This is a genomic window from Streptomyces sp. NBC_00341 (assembly GCF_041435055.1).
Lineage (GTDB): Bacteria > Actinomycetota > Actinomycetes > Streptomycetales > Streptomycetaceae > Streptomyces.
In genome coordinates this window covers 5,529,146-5,543,058 of sequence record NZ_CP108002.1, presented here as the reverse complement: position 1 = coordinate 5,543,058, position 13,913 = coordinate 5,529,146, and the positions used below count along the sequence as shown (strand labels likewise).

Sequence of the window (13,913 nt, the reverse complement as noted above, 5' to 3'; positions counted from 1 at the left end):
GAACGGAGATCCCGTGTCGACCACGCAAGACGCCATCGCCTCCGCCGATGCGCACAGCGCGCACAACTACCATCCGCTGCCTGTCGTCGTCGCGACGGCGGAGGGTGCCTGGATGACCGATGTCGAGGGGCGGCGCTATCTGGACATGCTCGCCGGCTACTCGGCGCTCAACTTCGGCCACGGCAACCGCCGTCTGATCGACGCGGCCAAGGCACAGCTGGAGCGGGTGACCCTGACCTCGCGGGCCTTCCACCACGACCGCTTCGCCGACTTCTGTACGCAGCTGGCCGAGTTGTGCGGCATGGAGATGGTGCTGCCGATGAACACCGGGGCGGAGGCCGTGGAGACCGCGGTGAAGACCGCCCGCAAGTGGGGCTACCGGGTCAAGGGCGTCCCGGACGGCATGGCCAAGATCATCGTCGCTTCGGACAACTTCCACGGCCGGACGACGACGATCATCAGCTTCTCCACGGACCACGAGGCCCGTGCGGACTTCGGCCCGTACACGCCGGGGTTCGAGATCGTGCCGTACGGGGACCTGACCGCGCTGCGGGCCGCGATGACGGAGAACACCGTGGCGGTGCTGCTGGAGCCGATCCAGGGCGAGGCGGGGGTGCTGGTGCCGCCGCCCGGCTACCTCCCCGGGGTGCGGGAGCTGACCCGCGAGCGGAATGTGCTGTTCATCGCGGACGAGATCCAGTCGGGCCTGGGCCGGACCGGGAAGACGTTCGCGTGCGAGCACGAGGGCGTCGTGCCGGACATGTACGTGCTCGGCAAGGCGCTGGGCGGCGGTGTCGTGCCGGTCTCGGCCGTGGTGTCGTCGGCCGCGGTGCTGGGGGTGTACCGCCCCGGGGAGCACGGTTCGACGTTCGGCGGCAATCCGCTGGCGTGCGCGGTGGCGCTGGAGGTCATCGCGATGCTGCGCACCGGTGAGTTCCAGCAGCGGGCAACGGAGTTGGGCAACCACCTCCACCAGGAGCTGGGGCTGCTGGTGGGCGGGGGTGCGGTGGAGACGGTGCGGGGGCGCGGGCTCTGGGCGGGTGTCGACATCGCCCCCGGTCACGGCACGGGCCGGGAGATCTCCGAGAAGCTGATGGAACGCCGGGTGCTGGTGAAGGACACCCATGGTTCGACGATCCGGATCGCCCCGCCGCTGGTGATCAGCAAGGAGGACCTGGACTGGGGCCTGGAGCAGCTCCGCGAAGTCCTGCGCGGCTGACCACCGGGCTCCCCTCCGGCGCTCGGTGCCCCAGTAGAGTCCCCGTGTGCTCCTGGGGATGATCTGCGCGCTCGGTTCAGCGGTCTGCTTCGGCACGGCCTCCGTCCTTCAGGCCGTCGCCGCGCGGGCCGCGGCCGAGCCCGGCGCCGGGGCGGGGGTCGATCCGGCGCTGCTGCTGCGGGCGGTACGGCAGTGGCGTTACGTCGCCGGACTCGCTCTCGACGGCCTCGGCTTCGTGCTCCAGATCATCGCCCTGCGCTCGCTGCCCATCTACGCGGTCGGCGCGGCTCTGGCCGCGAGTCTCGCCGTCACCGCCGTCGTCGCCGCCCGCCTGCTCCAGGTGCGGCTGAGCTCCACCGAGTGGACGGCCGTCGCCGTGGTCTGCGCGGGTCTGGGCATGCTGGGGCTCGCCTCCGGCGGCGAGGGCCACCTGACCGGCTCGGACGCGCTGCGCTGGTCGATGCTCGGGATCGCGGTCGCCGTCCTGCTGATCGGTACGGCGGCGGGCCGGCTGCCCGAGCGGGCCCGCGCACTGGTCCTGGGGCTCGGCGCGGGCTGCGGATTCGGCGTGGTGGAGGTCGCCGTCCGGCTCATCGACGACGTGTCACCGGGCGCGCTGCTGACCAACCCGGCCACGTACGCGCTGCTGGTGGGCGGCGGCTCGGCGTTCCTGCTGCTCACCTCGGCGCTGCAACGCGGCTCGGTGACGACGGCGACCGCCGGAATGGTCCTGGGCGAGACGATCGGCCCCGCACTGGTCGGCGTCATCTGGCTCGGGGACCGTACCCGCGAGGGCCTCGGCTGGCTGGCCATCACCGGCTTCGCGGTGGCCGTCGCGGGCGCCCTGGCCCTGGCCCGCTTCGGCGAGGCCCCGGCGGAGGACGACGCCACGGGCGACGCGACGGGCGACGCGCCTGCGGTGAGCCCGAGGTAGGAGAGCAGCGCTCCCGGCGTGCCGCGTCGGGCCCCCCGCGTCGATCAGACTCGAACTCGCACGGCTGATATGAGCCATGACGCAAAGACGATCACTAGATCGTGTGCGGTAGGGGGCATTCGCGGTTGCTGCCGGCCGAGATTCCCCATGCTGAGAAGCCCGAGACAAGATCACGGAAGGACTCGGCCATGACCGCTGCGGCACAGGACATCGTCACCATCAAGCTCGATCGCACCTTCGACAGCATGGACGCCAACCACGACGGCTATGTGGACTGGACGGACTACCAGAAGCTCGCCGACCGCTACATCCAGGCATACCAGCTCGGCAAGGACGACCGCCGGGCCAGGGCTCTCCAGTCCTTCTGCCAGATCTTCTGGCTGGAGCTGCTGCGCCACTCGGGCGTGGACGCGGACCGGCTGACGAAGGACCAGTTCATCACGGCCAACCGGCTCGCGGTCATCGACACCAGTCGGCTCAACGTGACCGAGGGCGGCGGCCACGCGATCTTCGACGTCCTCGACGAAAACGGCGACAACGAGATCAGCAAGGACGAGTTCGCCCGCTTCCTGAGGGACGTATGGAAGACCGACGGTCCCGATGCGATGGACATGTTCACCAAGCTGGACACCGACGGTGACGGCGTGATCTCGCGTCACGAGTTCATCCGCGCGGTCCGCGAGCACTTCCTCTCCAACGACCCTGACGCGCCGGGCGGCCTGTTCTTCGGACACATCTGACCCACCCGCTTCGGCGAGGCCCCGGCGTCGCACTCGGCCTGCGACTCCGGGCTCCCCCCGCCCCCCTCCCTACCGCGCGAGCGTGTCCAGGGCTTCTGCGACCGGGAGGGGGTCCAGGGGGCCGACGTGTGACGCTCCGGGAAAGTCGTGCACGCGGAAGCGGTTGCCGGGGGTGAACGCGTCGGCTTCCGCGATCATCCTGTCCTGGAGCGCGGTGGCGATCGTCCGGTCCCTGCCGAAACGCAGGTAGGTGCGGGGGACGCGTCCCCAGCTACCGGCCCGGCCGACCGCGCGGCCCGCGTACGCCGCGACGGGCTCGTCGGTCTGCATGCCGGCCAGGGTCCGGCGGAAGTCGGCGTCGGGGTAGTCCGCGCAGATCATCTGCTTCAGGAGGGCCAGCGCGTGGCTGTCACCCGTCCGGAAGTTCAGGCGTAGGACACCGAGCCGGTCCGGGTCACCCACCGTCAGCTCGACCGGGCTGACGGCGTCCGCGTTCTCGGGTGCCGCCGTGCAGGCGTCCGCTGAGGGCATGACCCGGCTGGGGCAGAACGCCGCCATGTAGCAGATGTGGCGAAGCAGATGCGGGACGGCATCGGCGACCCGGCTGACCGATACGCCACCCAGGCTGTGCCCGACCAGCACCACCGGGCCGTTCCGCGCCGCCCGCCGGACGATGCCGGTGACGCGCGCCTCGTAGTCGTCCAGCCCGAGGCCCTTCAGCGGGGAGGCCTCGGCCGCCATCGCTTCGAGGTCCTGCCGCTGGTACGACTCCGGCACGAAAGCCTCCGCGCCGTGGTGCGGCTGGTCCACCGTGGCGACGCGGTGACCGCGCAGTGTCAGCTCACGCGCGATGGGGGTCCAGAACGCACCGGCGCTGTGGGTACCGTGCACCAGCACGTAGGTGGTGGGCCCGCGACGCGGGTCCGCTGCGGCCGGCGAGGTCCCCAGCCCGGTGGCCAGTGCCGCACCCCCGACCGCGAGCCCCAGCCCACGCAATGCCGTCCGCCGGGTGGTGCCTGTTCGTTCTTCGTTCGTCGCTTTCGTCATGAGCAAGACGCTACGAAAGGGCCGTTCGGCCCACCAGCGGTCCAGCACCACCGCAGGGGTAGGCCCAACACCACTCTCCCAAGCACCCGTTCCGCCTGGTCCGTGTTCTCGACGCGCGGGTGGGCCCCCCGGAGTTGTCCGGGGGGCCCACCTACGCGTCGGCACGATGTGTCAGTGGCGGCGGTGGCTCTGGTAGTAGCCGCCGAGCTGCTCGTGGTAGCCGGCATCGCCGACGTGCTTGTCCTTGTCGAACTCCGGGGAGCCCTTGATCTGCTCCTTGGTGAGATCGACGTAGATCTTCCGCTCCGCCTGGTCGATCGTCTTCACGGTGCCGGCCGGCAGCAGCACATGCTTGCCGAAGATCCAGACACCGGTGTCAACCACGAGATACGCGGAGTCGACGTCGTCCGAATGCTTGTCGACCTTTCCGATACTTCCGTCGGTGGCCTCGACCTTGTAACCGATCAGGTCGGTACCCGCAGCGTGACCGGCGGTCGACGTGTAGCCCCAGATGTTCTCACTCATATGCGTCTCCTCATCAGAAGTTTTCGCGGTCCACGACTGAAATTCTTCGCAGCCCGCAATGGCTTTATCCAGATTGGTGACGCGCTCTCAAAAAGGCGCCTGCCCCGCAGTTCGGCTTCCAATCATGTGTGACCGGTCGGACTCGACGCGGGGGCGTGCGGGCGATGAGGGAGCCACGCTGTAGTCGCAGGTAGGTGAGGTTCGGCCCGCACGGGGGGAGGGTTGTGCACCCTCATGCGCAGGGCCGCCGGAGGGGCCGGTTCACCGGCACCCCTCGCCCCCTCCCTCATCTCATTCAGGAAAGTAGTGTGTGAAGTCGAATCCGCAGGGAAGACGTTCGATCAGGACGGCATCCTGGCAGCTGTCCATTCAGAATCCAGCCAGGCTGAACCTGTCCGTGTGCGGCGAGGTCGCTGCACAGCGGATCTCATACACGCCAATAGAATTAACGTTAGGAACTGACATGATTCTGCTGGGTCTAATTCTGCTCATAATCGGCCTGCTCGTCGGCATGGGACTGCTGACGACCATCGGCGGTGTACTCATCGTCGTCGGCGCCATCCTGTGGATCCTCGGCTCGACGGGCCGCGCGGTCGGAGGACGAAAGCACTACTTCTAGGACGGGCCCTTGAGTGTCCAGCTGGACACGCCCCGCTCCAGGGAGCGGGGCGCCCGGACTCCCTCTGTGCGAGGAGCCTGACCGAGCGTTGGGGCACGGGGCCACCAGGTCAACCCTGGTGGCCCCGTGCCCCAACGCTTTACCCGCGCCCGCAGGGCCCGTGCGGGACGGCGGAAACCTCGGGCCACGCGTGCACCGCTTCTACGGTGATCGGTCGTGACGCGGTGCCCGCCGGCCCCATCGGGGCGCGCCGACCGTCCTGTTCGAGCGCTTCCGCAGCACTGAGTGCTGCGTCGATACCGTCCTCGTACGCGACGATGTGCGACCACTCCCCATCCGCGTCGATCGTGGGGCAGCTCCCGATCTCCTCACGTTTCGACCACGTGAGATGGATGATCGAGTAGCGAGCGGGTGTATCGAGGTGGCGGCAGAGCACGTCGTCGTTCGACCACCGATGCGCGATCACTTCCAGTGCCGCCCCGAAGAACGGATGCGCGGGGTGCACCTCGGTCCTGAGCTCGCGCGACAGCGACGCGTGGTCGCGGTCGCACTCCTCCGTCAGGTCGGAGCCCTCGCTCAGGTCGCACCAGTCGTCACCGAGCTCTGCGAGCCTGTCCAGGTCCTTCATCTCAGCCGAACTCTCCGGCCTTCACGCCCGCCACGAAGACGGCGAACGAACCGGTGGCCACGTTCAGCGCGGGGCCGCTCACGTTCTTCGAGTCACGGACCGGGACGACGCCGTGCGCGGCGACGAGATTGACAGCGACCTCGATGCAGTTGCCGCCGTTGGAGCTGTACGAGGACTTGAACCACTGAGGGAGAACGGTCGCGGTCGTCTTCACGAGATGTCCCTTCCTGGCCACTCGGCCATGGCCCCACCATGCGGCGCACGGTGGGGCGGTGCTGCCTGTGCCTGTCAGACGCCGCCGAACTCTCCGGCCTTCACGCCCGCCACGAAGGCGGCGAACGAACCGGTGGGCACGTTCAGGGCAGGGCCGCTCACGTTCTTCGAGTCACGGACCGGGACGACGCCGTGCGCGGCGACGAGATTGACGGCGACCTCGATGCAGTTGCCGCCGTTGTTGCTGTACGAGGACTTGAACCACTGAGGGAGAACGGTCGCGGTCGTCTTCACGAGATGTCCCTTCCTGGCCACTCGGCCATGGCCCCACCATGCGGCGCACGGTGGGGCGGTGCTGCCTGTGCCTGTCAGACGCTGCCGAAATCTCCGGTCTTCACGCCCGCCACGAAGGCGGCGAAGGAGCCGGTAGGCACGTTCAGCGCGGGGCCGCTCACGTTCTTCGAGTCACGGACCGGGACGACGCCGTGCGCGGCGACGAGATTGACAGCGACCTCGACGCAGTCGCCGCCGTTGTTGCTGTACGAGGACTTGAACCAACGGGGAGATTCGGTCGTCACGTGATGCCCTTTCGCAACTCACTGATCATGGACATGGACGCCGCTGGTGACAGCGATTCGCCCTGCAGCTGATGGTAGGCCGTCAACATGGGCATCACAGAAGTAGGTTCCCGGTCCAGGTGCCCCTGGGCCTGAGACTCCGCGTAACAGAGCACGGAGCGATCCGACAACGTCAGCAGGTTGACGGGCAGGTCGAACGGGCGGCGCTCGCCAATCTCGTACGGCGCCACCTGGAGCAGAGTGTTCGGCTGTGCCGCGAACTCGATGAGGTGCGCCAACTGGGCGTCCATCACGGCGGCCCCGCCAATGGGTCGACGGATGCAGCTTTCGTCCAGGATGACGAACACCATGGGTGGCCGGGGCCGCACAAGTGCCGCCTGTCGCGCCGCCAGAAACGAGACGCGCTCCTCAGCCTGTTCCGGCGTGATCGCACCCCGCCGCACGGCGCTCTCCGCCAACACCCGTGCGTACTCGGGCGTCTGCAACAGCCCCGGGATGATGCCGATGTTGTAGAGCCGGATCTCCACAGCCCGGCCCTCGTGACCCACGTACTGCGGGAAGCCCTCCAAGAGGGACCCGAGTCGCATCTCGCGCCACAGACTTTCGAACGTGTCAGCGGTTTCTGCGGTGCCGAACACTAGGTCCGCACTGCGCGAAAAGCGGAGAGTCGGCATCTTGCGACCAACTTCCACGGCCGAGATGTGCGTAGCGGAGTACCCCATCCGATCGCCCAGCTCTTCCTGCTTCCAGCCGTGAGCCTCGCGGGCTCGGCGGATACGTGCCCCGAAGGCAGCTTGCGGACTGCTGTCCGGGTCCAAGTCCTTGCGATTCAAGGGGACATCACCAGTCTTTCGTTCATGACTGACAGGTTGAACAGCTCCTGACTCTAAGCCACGCTGAACGCCCTTGGTAGTGGAATGACTACAGAGAGGTGCGGCGATGTCTGAGCAGAAGCGCGTCCAACTCCCGCCCGCCGGGGCACTCCTGGTGGACCGGGGCCGTAACGACCGCGTCGGGGAGTTCCGGGGTGCCGCCGGGCCCTACTGGTCGCTGCGGCCGATCGGCGGAGGGCCCGAGTGGGAAGCCCTCCCCGAGTACGTCCGGCCCGCCACCCGTGATGAGCGGCTCCGCGCCCGTACCGCGTACGAGAACGCCAGGAGCCGGGGGGACGTGGCATGACCGCCCGCAACAACAGCACCGCCACGCCCGCCGAGCCCGCCGAGCCCACCGCGTGCCGGGTCTGCCAGGAGTTCGAGCTGGCCGAAGCCGTGGCCCGGAGCCGGCGGGACGAGAGCCGGGCGACCGACTGCCGGGTGCTGCGCAGGCGGCACCGGGCGGCCGAGCACGGAGAGCACCCCGAGCACCGGGAGCCGTCGTGAAGCGCGTCCCTGATCATGCGAGCACGCTGCCCCCGGTGGGCGATCGTGTCCGCCCGGACCCGGAGTCCTACGCACAGTTCTTCGCCGCGCTGGATGCCGCGATCGAGCGGCGCGTCAGCGAGCGCGAGGCCGAGGCGGCCGGGCTTGAGGTGCTCGCGGCCGCCGTTGAAGCGGCGGCCGCGATTCTGAAGGCCGAGCGGGAGGGCTCCGCGTGACCGGGCCGGCCTACGGGGCGGAGATCACCGTGACCGACGGGCAGCGTGCCGTTTCGCTGGGCGAGGTCGTGGTGCGTAATCGCCGACTCGCCCTCCGGTGGCTGCGGTGGCAGGCGCTTCGGCTCGCGGAGGGGCCCGGTGCTCAGTCCGGCTCAGGGCGGCGTTCCGGAGGGGCGGGCGTACGGGCGGCCGTCCTGCGGAGCCGCACCGTGCTGGACGGGCTTCGGGACTGGGCAGAGGACCACGCGCGGCAGGACGAGGCGATGGCGCGGCTGGAATCCGGGTGCCCCGACGCGTTCACCCTGGTCGACCCCGCCGCCGGGCTGCTGGTGACACTCGCCGTACGGCGTGTCCGGTCGAGATCGGCTGCCGCGGGGGCGCCGGTCGGCGCCCCCGCCCCCGCGCGCTTCGCCTCACGGCAGCACCCGTACGAGCGCGTCCAGCGTGCCCGCCCAGGCGCTGTCGGTCGGGCGGCCGTAGCCGATGACCAGCGCCTCGCGGCTCACCTCGGCGTCGGGGTGGCGGAAGGAGGACAGTCCCTCCACCGCCAGCCCCTGCCAGGCCGCAGAGCGGACGACGTCCGCCTCGCTGCCCTCCGGGAGTTCGAGTACGGCGTGCAGTCCGGCGGCGATCCCGCTGATCCTGATGGACGGGGCCCGTTCCGCCAGGGCGGCGACGAGCTGGTCGCGGCGTCGGCGGTAGCGCAGCCGCATGGAGCGCACATGCCGGTCGTACGCACCGGAGGCGATGAACTCCGCGAGCGTCAGCTGGTCCAGCGCGCTGGACGACCAGTCGCTCACCCCCTTGGCCCCGGTCACCTCGCCCACCAGCGCCTGCGGGACCACCATCCAGCCCAGCCGCAGCCCCGGCGCCATGGACTTGCTGGCCGTGCCGAGGTACACGACGTGTTCCGGGTCAAGGCCCTGAAGGGCGCCGACCGGCTGGCGGTCGTAGCGGAACTCTCCGTCGTAGTCGTCCTCCAGGATCAGGCCGCCCGTGCTCCGGGCCCAGTCGACGGCGGCGGCCCGCCGGTCGGGGTGGAGCGGCACTCCGGTCGGGAACTGGTGCGCGGGTGTCAGCAGCACCGCGCCCGCGCCCCGCATCGTGGGCAGTTCGCCGGTCCTGGAGCCGAGTTCGTCGAGCGGCAGGCAGGGGATGCGCAGCCCGGCCTCGGTGAGCAGGCGGGTGTGCACGTCGAGTCCGTACGACTCGACGGCCACCTCCCGCACGCGGCGCTCCCGCAACACCTTCCCCATCATGATCAGTCCGTGGACGAAGCCGGAGCAGATGACGATGCGTTCGGGGTCCGCGTACACGCCCCGGGCCCGTGACAGGTAGTCGGCCAGCACGGTGCGCAGTTCGACCCGGCCGCGTGGATCGCCGTAGCCGAGGGCGTCGTTGGGCGCCGAGGTGAGCGCGCGGCGGGCGGCCTTGAGCCACTCGGCGCGCGGGAACGTCGACAGGTCGGGCGAGCCGGGCATCAGGCTGTAGGCGGGGCTGGTGCGGGGCGGCCGGGAGCGCGGCGCCCTGGTCGTCGCGCGGCGCGGCTCCGCGCGCCGGGCGACCCGGGTTCCGGAGCCCTGGCGGGCGGTGAGCCAGCCCTCCGCGACCAGTTCCGCGTAGGCGTCCGCGACGGTGTTGCGGGCGATGCCGAGGTCGGCCGCGAGGGTGCGGGACGACGGCAGCCGGGTGCCCGGTGCCAGCCTCCCGGTCCGGGCCGCCTCGCGCAGGGCGTCCATGAGCCCGGCCCGCAGTCCGGTTGCGCCGGTCGGGTCAAGGTGCAGGTCGGCGCCGAAAGTGGCCCAGGGATCCGTCATGAAAATGGACCATACCGCTGCGCCACCCCGCGCGTAACGTCGTATCCATGACCACGAACGAGCACCACCACGCAACGTCCGAGTACACCGCCGAGCACACGCCCCGCATCCAGTGGGCCGAGCACGCTCCCGACGTCTACAAGGCGATGGCCCGACTGGAGGCCGCGTCCCGCAAGGGGCTCGACCCGGTCGTGGCCGAACTGGTGAAGATCCGGGCCTCACAGATCAACCACTGCGCGTTCTGCCTCGACATGCACACCAAGGACGCGCTGGCGGCGGGTGAGTCCGTGGAGCGGATCGTGCAGCTCAGCGCCTGGGAGGAGTCGCAGCACTTCTACACGCCGAAGGAGATCGCGGCGATCGAGCTGACCGAGGCGGTGACCGTCCTGACCGACGGATTCGTGCCGGACGAGGTGTACGCGAAGGCCGCGAAGCACTTCGACGAGGCGGAGCTCGCCCACCTGATCGCCGCGATCATCACGATCAACTCCTGGAACCGGTTCGCCGTGTCCACCCGGATGGTCCCGGGCCACTACACCCCGGGCGACCACCGCTGACCGTCCCACTCCCCGCCCCTCCCCCGTCTGGAGCCCCTCGATGACCGCGTCCGAACTGCTCGCCCTGCACCACGGCCGCACCCTCGGCGATCCCCTGGTCCTGCCCGGCCCGTGGGACGCCGCCAGCGCCCGGGTCTTCGCGGACGCCGGGTTCCCGGCCCTCGCCACACCGAGCGCAGGCGTCGCGGCGTCGCTCGGGTACGAGGACGGGGAGACGCCCGCGGAGGAGATGTTCGCGGCGGTGGCGCGGATCGCCCGCGCCGTCGCTGTCCCCGTCTCTGCGGACATCGAGGCGGGGTACGGGCTGGCGCCGAAGGAGCTGGTGGAACGGCTGCTGGCCACCGGGGCGGTCGGCTGCAACCTGGAGGACTCGCTGGACGGTGTCCTGATGGAGCCGGACCGGCAGGCGGACCGGCTGGCGGAGGTGCGGGCGGTCGCCGGGGACGCGCTCTTCGTCAACGCGCGGGTCGACACCTACGTGCGCGGCGTCCCGGCCGGTACGGACCAGGAGGCGGAGACCGTACGCCGCGCGCTGCTGTACGTGGCGGCGGGCGCGGACTGCGTCTACCCGATCGGGGCCCCGGCCGAGTCGCTCCCCCGGCTGGCCGCCGCCGTGACCGCACCGCTCAACGCGCTCTCCCGGCCGGACGGTCCGGGCCCGCGCCGGCTCGGAGAGCTGGGCGCCGCCCGGATCACCTTCGGTCCGGGGCTTCAGCGCGGGGCCATGACCGCCGTACGCGGGATCGCGGACGAACTGCGCGACGAGCTGCGCGAGGCCTGAGCCCCAGGCGTACGGAAACACCACGCCCCCGGCAGCGAGGCTGCCGGGGGCGTCTGCGTACCCGCGAACGGGTGGTGGATCAGATGAGGCCGAGCTCGCGGACCGCGTCGCGCTCCTCGGTGAGCTCCTTCACCGACGCGTCGATGCGCGCACGGGAGAACTCGTTGATGTCCAGGCCCTGGACGATCTTGTACGTGCCGTTCTCGGTGGTGACCGGGAAGGACGAGATGATGCCCTCGGGGACGCCGTAGGAGCCGTCCGACGGGATGCCCATCGAGGTCCAGTCGCCGGCGGCGGTGCCGTTGACCCAGGTGTGCACGTGGTCGATGGCGGCGTTCGCGGCGGAGGCGGCCGAGGACGCGCCACGGGCCTCGATGATCGCGGCGCCGCGCTTGGCGACGGTCGGGATGAAGGTGTCGCCCAGCCAGGCCTCGTCGTTGACGAGCTCGGCGGCGTTCTTGCCCGCGATCTCCGCGTGGAAGATGTCCGGGTACTGGGTGGCCGAGTGGTTGCCCCAGATCGTCAGCTTCTTGATGTCGGAGACGGCGGCACCGGTCTTGGCGGCCAGCTGCGAGATCGCGCGGTTGTGGTCGAGGCGGGTCATCGCGGTGAAGCGCTCGGCCGGTACGTCCGGGGCGGCGGCCTGCGCGATGAGCGCGTTGGTGTTGGCCGGGTTGCCGACGACGAGGACCTTGATGTCGTCCGCGGCGTTGTCGTTGATCGCCTTGCCCTGCGGCTTGAAGATGCCGCCGTTGGCGGAGAGCAGGTCGCCGCGCTCCATGCCCTTGGTACGCGGGCGGGCGCCGACGAGCAGCGCGACGTTGGCACCGGCGAAGCCGACGTTGGCGTCGTCGGTGATCTCGATGTTGCGCAGCAGCGGGAAGGCGCAGTCGTCGAGCTCCATCGCGGTGCCCTCGGCCGCCTTCAGCCCCTGCGGGATCTCCAGGAGACGCAGGTTGACCGGCACGTCCGGGCCGAGCAGGTGGCCGGAGGCGATGCGGAAGAGCAGCGCGTAGCCGATCTGGCCGGCTGCGCCGGTCACGGTGACATTCACGGGAGTGCGGGTCATGGCGATCTCCGTTAGACAGCTGGCGGTGGGGGCTCCTGGCCCCTGGTGCTGGACATCCCTGAATCTTGATGTGAAGAGATATCCAGCGATCAGGCTATCCGACCCGGAACCCCGTGGCCGCCCGGCCCCCTGTGGCCCCGCACACAACCGGTCACTCCGCGCTCATCACGGCCCCGCCCCGACCTCATCCGGCCCACCGGCTCACCCGGCTCACCGGCTCACCCGGTCGCTTCGGCCGTGCACCCCTTCGTGCCGGTGGCGAGGGTGGCGCACGCCTTGACGTCCGCGACCCGCTTCACGGCGACCATCGGGGTGTACGTGTCCAGCGCGGCGGACACCTTGCCGTCCTGGCCCGCGCCGCCCGCGCTGATCCGCACGATGTCACCGGCCGCCGCCTTGGTGATCCGGGCCCATGCCGCCCCGCAGGGCTCGCTGTAGCGCACCTCGACGACGCTCGCGCCGACGGTGGCGCTGGCGACCGTACGGACGTGCTTGCCGCCGCACCCCATGTCCTCGGGGTCCTGTCCGGCGCAGGCGGAGCCGCTGCACCCGACCCCGGCCGGCAGTTTGGGCGCGCTGCTCTTCGGTGTGGGTGAGGGGGCGGCGGCCCGGTCGGCGTCGGAGTCGCCACCGGGGCCGGTCAGCAGCACGGCACCGGTCACCGCCACCAGGACGCCCAACGCGGCCACGGCGATCACCAACTGTTTACGGCGACTGCCGTCGCGGCCCCCGCCACTGTCACGGCCACCACGGCGGCTCCCGGGCTCACGGTGCGCGGACGGCGGCTGACCGGGCCCCGCGCCCGCGCCCACGGCCTGCCCCGGCCAGGCCAGCGGCTGCGGCTGGGGCTGGGGCTGGGGCTGGGGCTGGGGCTGGGGCTGGGATTGGGACTGCGGCTGCGGCTGCGGCTGCGGCTGCTGAGGGATGTGCGGAACGGTCCCGCGCTGGACCGGTACGGACGGCGAGCGGCCCCCGCCGCTCGCACCGGCAGCGCCCTCTGCCGTGCCGACGGCACCCGAGGGGCGGCTCCTGCCATGGCCGCGCGACGGCTGCCCGGTCTCACCGAGCGCCGCACGCGCCTGGATGATCCGCATGCCCTCCATCGTCATGTCGTGGCGCATCTCGGCCCGGCTCCAGGCCCGTTCCGTCAGCTCCCACATGGTGTTCAGATGGACGTGGTTGGTGCCCGTCACCTCGGCCAGCGCGACGATCGCCCCTCTGGGGGCGAGGAGCCGCCCGTTCAGGTACCGCTCCCACGACGTCTTGCTGTACCCCGTGCGGTCGGCCACCGCGGCGATGCTCAGGCCGCTGCGGTCGACGAGTCTGCGCAGCTGGCCCGCGAACTCCCGTACCTGTGGGTCGAGATCCTCCGGCAGTGCCTTCCAACGAGGCATTACTTCCCCCTGCTTCCCAATTCCCGCTTCACGTCGTTCCGGCTTCCGCTATCCCGTTTCCCGGACGCGTCCCGCGCATCGCGCACCGCTCGCCCCCTGCCCGGAACCGGTGGTCTTCCGTTCCGGGCTACCCAGGGAGATGCGCGAACGCGGACTGCCAGTTCCTGGCGAAGCAGCGCACGGTTGCACTCGTGCGTC

At 70.6% G+C, this 13,913-nt stretch carries 19 protein-coding genes; 9 read left to right on the top strand and 10 right to left on the bottom strand.

Translation table 11 applies throughout. From position 1 onward, the window contains the following. Positions 1–13: 13 nt before the first annotated feature. The 3 genes from rocD to OG892_RS25080 all read left to right on the top strand — a co-directional run bounded on the left by rocD (position 14) and on the right by OG892_RS25080 (position 2,893). Positions 14–1,219 (top strand): ornithine--oxo-acid transaminase, encoded by a 1,206-nt coding sequence (gene rocD, locus OG892_RS25090; protein ID WP_073732563.1) that lies wholly within the window; start codon positions 14–16, stop codon positions 1,217–1,219. Positions 1,220–1,277: 58 nt separating this feature from the next. Continuing rightward, positions 1,278–2,153, top strand: a complete 876-nt coding sequence (locus tag OG892_RS25085) for a hypothetical protein (RefSeq protein WP_073733135.1) — start codon at positions 1,278–1,280, stop codon at positions 2,151–2,153. A gap of 188 nt (positions 2,154–2,341) precedes the next feature. Further along, positions 2,342–2,893 carry an EF-hand domain-containing protein gene (locus tag OG892_RS25080; RefSeq protein ID WP_371630343.1) on the top strand — a complete coding sequence of 184 codons (552 nt, stop codon included), beginning with the start codon at positions 2,342–2,344 and terminating at the stop codon, positions 2,891–2,893. A gap of 69 nt (positions 2,894–2,962) precedes the next feature. Here the strand turns inward: OG892_RS25080 and OG892_RS25075 are convergent, their stop codons facing one another. After that, positions 2,963–3,946 (bottom strand): alpha/beta hydrolase, encoded by a 984-nt coding sequence (locus OG892_RS25075; protein ID WP_371630342.1) that lies wholly within the window; start codon positions 3,944–3,946, stop codon positions 2,963–2,965. Positions 3,947–4,111: 165 nt separating this feature from the next. Continuing rightward, positions 4,112–4,465, bottom strand: coding sequence for a PRC-barrel domain-containing protein (locus OG892_RS25070; RefSeq protein ID WP_073732566.1), 354 nt, complete (start codon positions 4,463–4,465; stop codon positions 4,112–4,114). Positions 4,466–4,928: 463 nt separating this feature from the next. On the opposite strand from OG892_RS25070, the gene OG892_RS25065 reads away from it, so the two are divergent. Beyond that, complete coding sequence (locus OG892_RS25065) at positions 4,929–5,084, top strand: hypothetical protein (protein ID WP_107421651.1); 156 nt, start codon at positions 4,929–4,931, stop codon at positions 5,082–5,084. A gap of 139 nt (positions 5,085–5,223) precedes the next feature. Here the strand turns inward: OG892_RS25065 and OG892_RS25060 are convergent, their stop codons facing one another. From OG892_RS25060 to OG892_RS25040, 5 genes are all read right to left on the bottom strand, one after another. Next, a complete protein-coding gene (locus OG892_RS25060; protein ID WP_371630341.1) occupies positions 5,224–5,712 on the bottom strand; it encodes a hypothetical protein in 489 nt (162 codons plus the stop codon). Between the two features lies 1 nt (position 5,713). Further along, the gene (locus OG892_RS25055) at positions 5,714–5,926 is read right to left on the bottom strand and encodes a DUF397 domain-containing protein (RefSeq protein ID WP_371630340.1); all 213 of its coding nucleotides are present in this window, start codon (positions 5,924–5,926) and stop codon (positions 5,714–5,716) included. 74 nt (positions 5,927–6,000) lie between these two features. Continuing rightward, positions 6,001–6,219, bottom strand: a complete 219-nt coding sequence (locus tag OG892_RS25050) for a DUF397 domain-containing protein (RefSeq protein ID WP_371630339.1) — start codon at positions 6,217–6,219, stop codon at positions 6,001–6,003. Between the two features lie 74 nt (positions 6,220–6,293). Next, positions 6,294–6,503, bottom strand: a complete 210-nt coding sequence (locus OG892_RS25045) for a DUF397 domain-containing protein (RefSeq protein ID WP_371630338.1) — start codon at positions 6,501–6,503, stop codon at positions 6,294–6,296. Continuing rightward, entirely contained in the window at positions 6,500–7,336 is an 837-nt protein-coding gene (locus OG892_RS25040; protein ID WP_328865706.1) for a helix-turn-helix transcriptional regulator, read from the bottom strand. Before OG892_RS25040 ends, OG892_RS25045 begins: the two co-directional genes overlap by 4 nt. 106 nt (positions 7,337–7,442) lie before the next feature. Here OG892_RS25040 and OG892_RS25035 point away from each other — a divergent pair, with 106 nt between their 5' ends. Genes OG892_RS25035 through OG892_RS25025 form a run of 3 tightly spaced genes read left to right on the top strand, consistent with a single transcriptional unit; the run spans position 7,443 to position 8,097 of the window. Then, complete coding sequence (locus OG892_RS25035; protein WP_328695849.1) at positions 7,443–7,682, top strand: hypothetical protein; 240 nt, start codon at positions 7,443–7,445, stop codon at positions 7,680–7,682. Further along, complete coding sequence (locus tag OG892_RS25030; protein WP_371630337.1) at positions 7,679–7,882, top strand: hypothetical protein; 204 nt, start codon at positions 7,679–7,681, stop codon at positions 7,880–7,882. Before OG892_RS25035 ends, OG892_RS25030 begins: the two co-directional genes overlap by 4 nt. A gap of 35 nt (positions 7,883–7,917) precedes the next feature. Further along, a complete protein-coding gene (locus OG892_RS25025; RefSeq protein WP_328865709.1) occupies positions 7,918–8,097 on the top strand; it encodes a hypothetical protein in 180 nt (59 codons plus the stop codon). A 413-nt stretch (positions 8,098–8,510) separates the two neighbouring features. On the opposite strand, the gene OG892_RS25020 is transcribed toward OG892_RS25025, so the two are convergent. Next, the gene (locus OG892_RS25020) at positions 8,511–9,914 is read right to left on the bottom strand and encodes a PLP-dependent aminotransferase family protein (RefSeq protein WP_371630336.1); all 1,404 of its coding nucleotides are present in this window, start codon (positions 9,912–9,914) and stop codon (positions 8,511–8,513) included. Positions 9,915–9,961: 47 nt separating this feature from the next. Between OG892_RS25020 and OG892_RS25015 the strand changes: the two genes are divergently transcribed. Both OG892_RS25015 and OG892_RS25010 read left to right on the top strand, forming a co-directional pair. Beyond that, complete coding sequence (locus OG892_RS25015; RefSeq protein WP_073732575.1) at positions 9,962–10,471, top strand: carboxymuconolactone decarboxylase family protein; 510 nt, start codon at positions 9,962–9,964, stop codon at positions 10,469–10,471. A gap of 40 nt (positions 10,472–10,511) precedes the next feature. Beyond that, positions 10,512–11,252 carry an isocitrate lyase/phosphoenolpyruvate mutase family protein gene (locus OG892_RS25010; protein ID WP_328865711.1) on the top strand — a complete coding sequence of 247 codons (741 nt, stop codon included), beginning with the start codon at positions 10,512–10,514 and terminating at the stop codon, positions 11,250–11,252. A gap of 79 nt (positions 11,253–11,331) precedes the next feature. On the opposite strand, the gene OG892_RS25005 is transcribed toward OG892_RS25010, so the two are convergent. Continuing rightward, positions 11,332–12,321 (bottom strand): malate dehydrogenase, encoded by a 990-nt coding sequence (locus OG892_RS25005; RefSeq protein ID WP_024488992.1) that lies wholly within the window; start codon positions 12,319–12,321, stop codon positions 11,332–11,334. 218 nt (positions 12,322–12,539) lie between these two features. Further along, on the bottom strand, positions 12,540–13,715 hold the full coding sequence (locus OG892_RS25000) for a helix-turn-helix domain-containing protein (RefSeq protein WP_371630335.1): 1,176 nt from the start codon (positions 13,713–13,715) through the stop codon (positions 12,540–12,542). Positions 13,716–13,913: the final 198 nt, after the last annotated feature.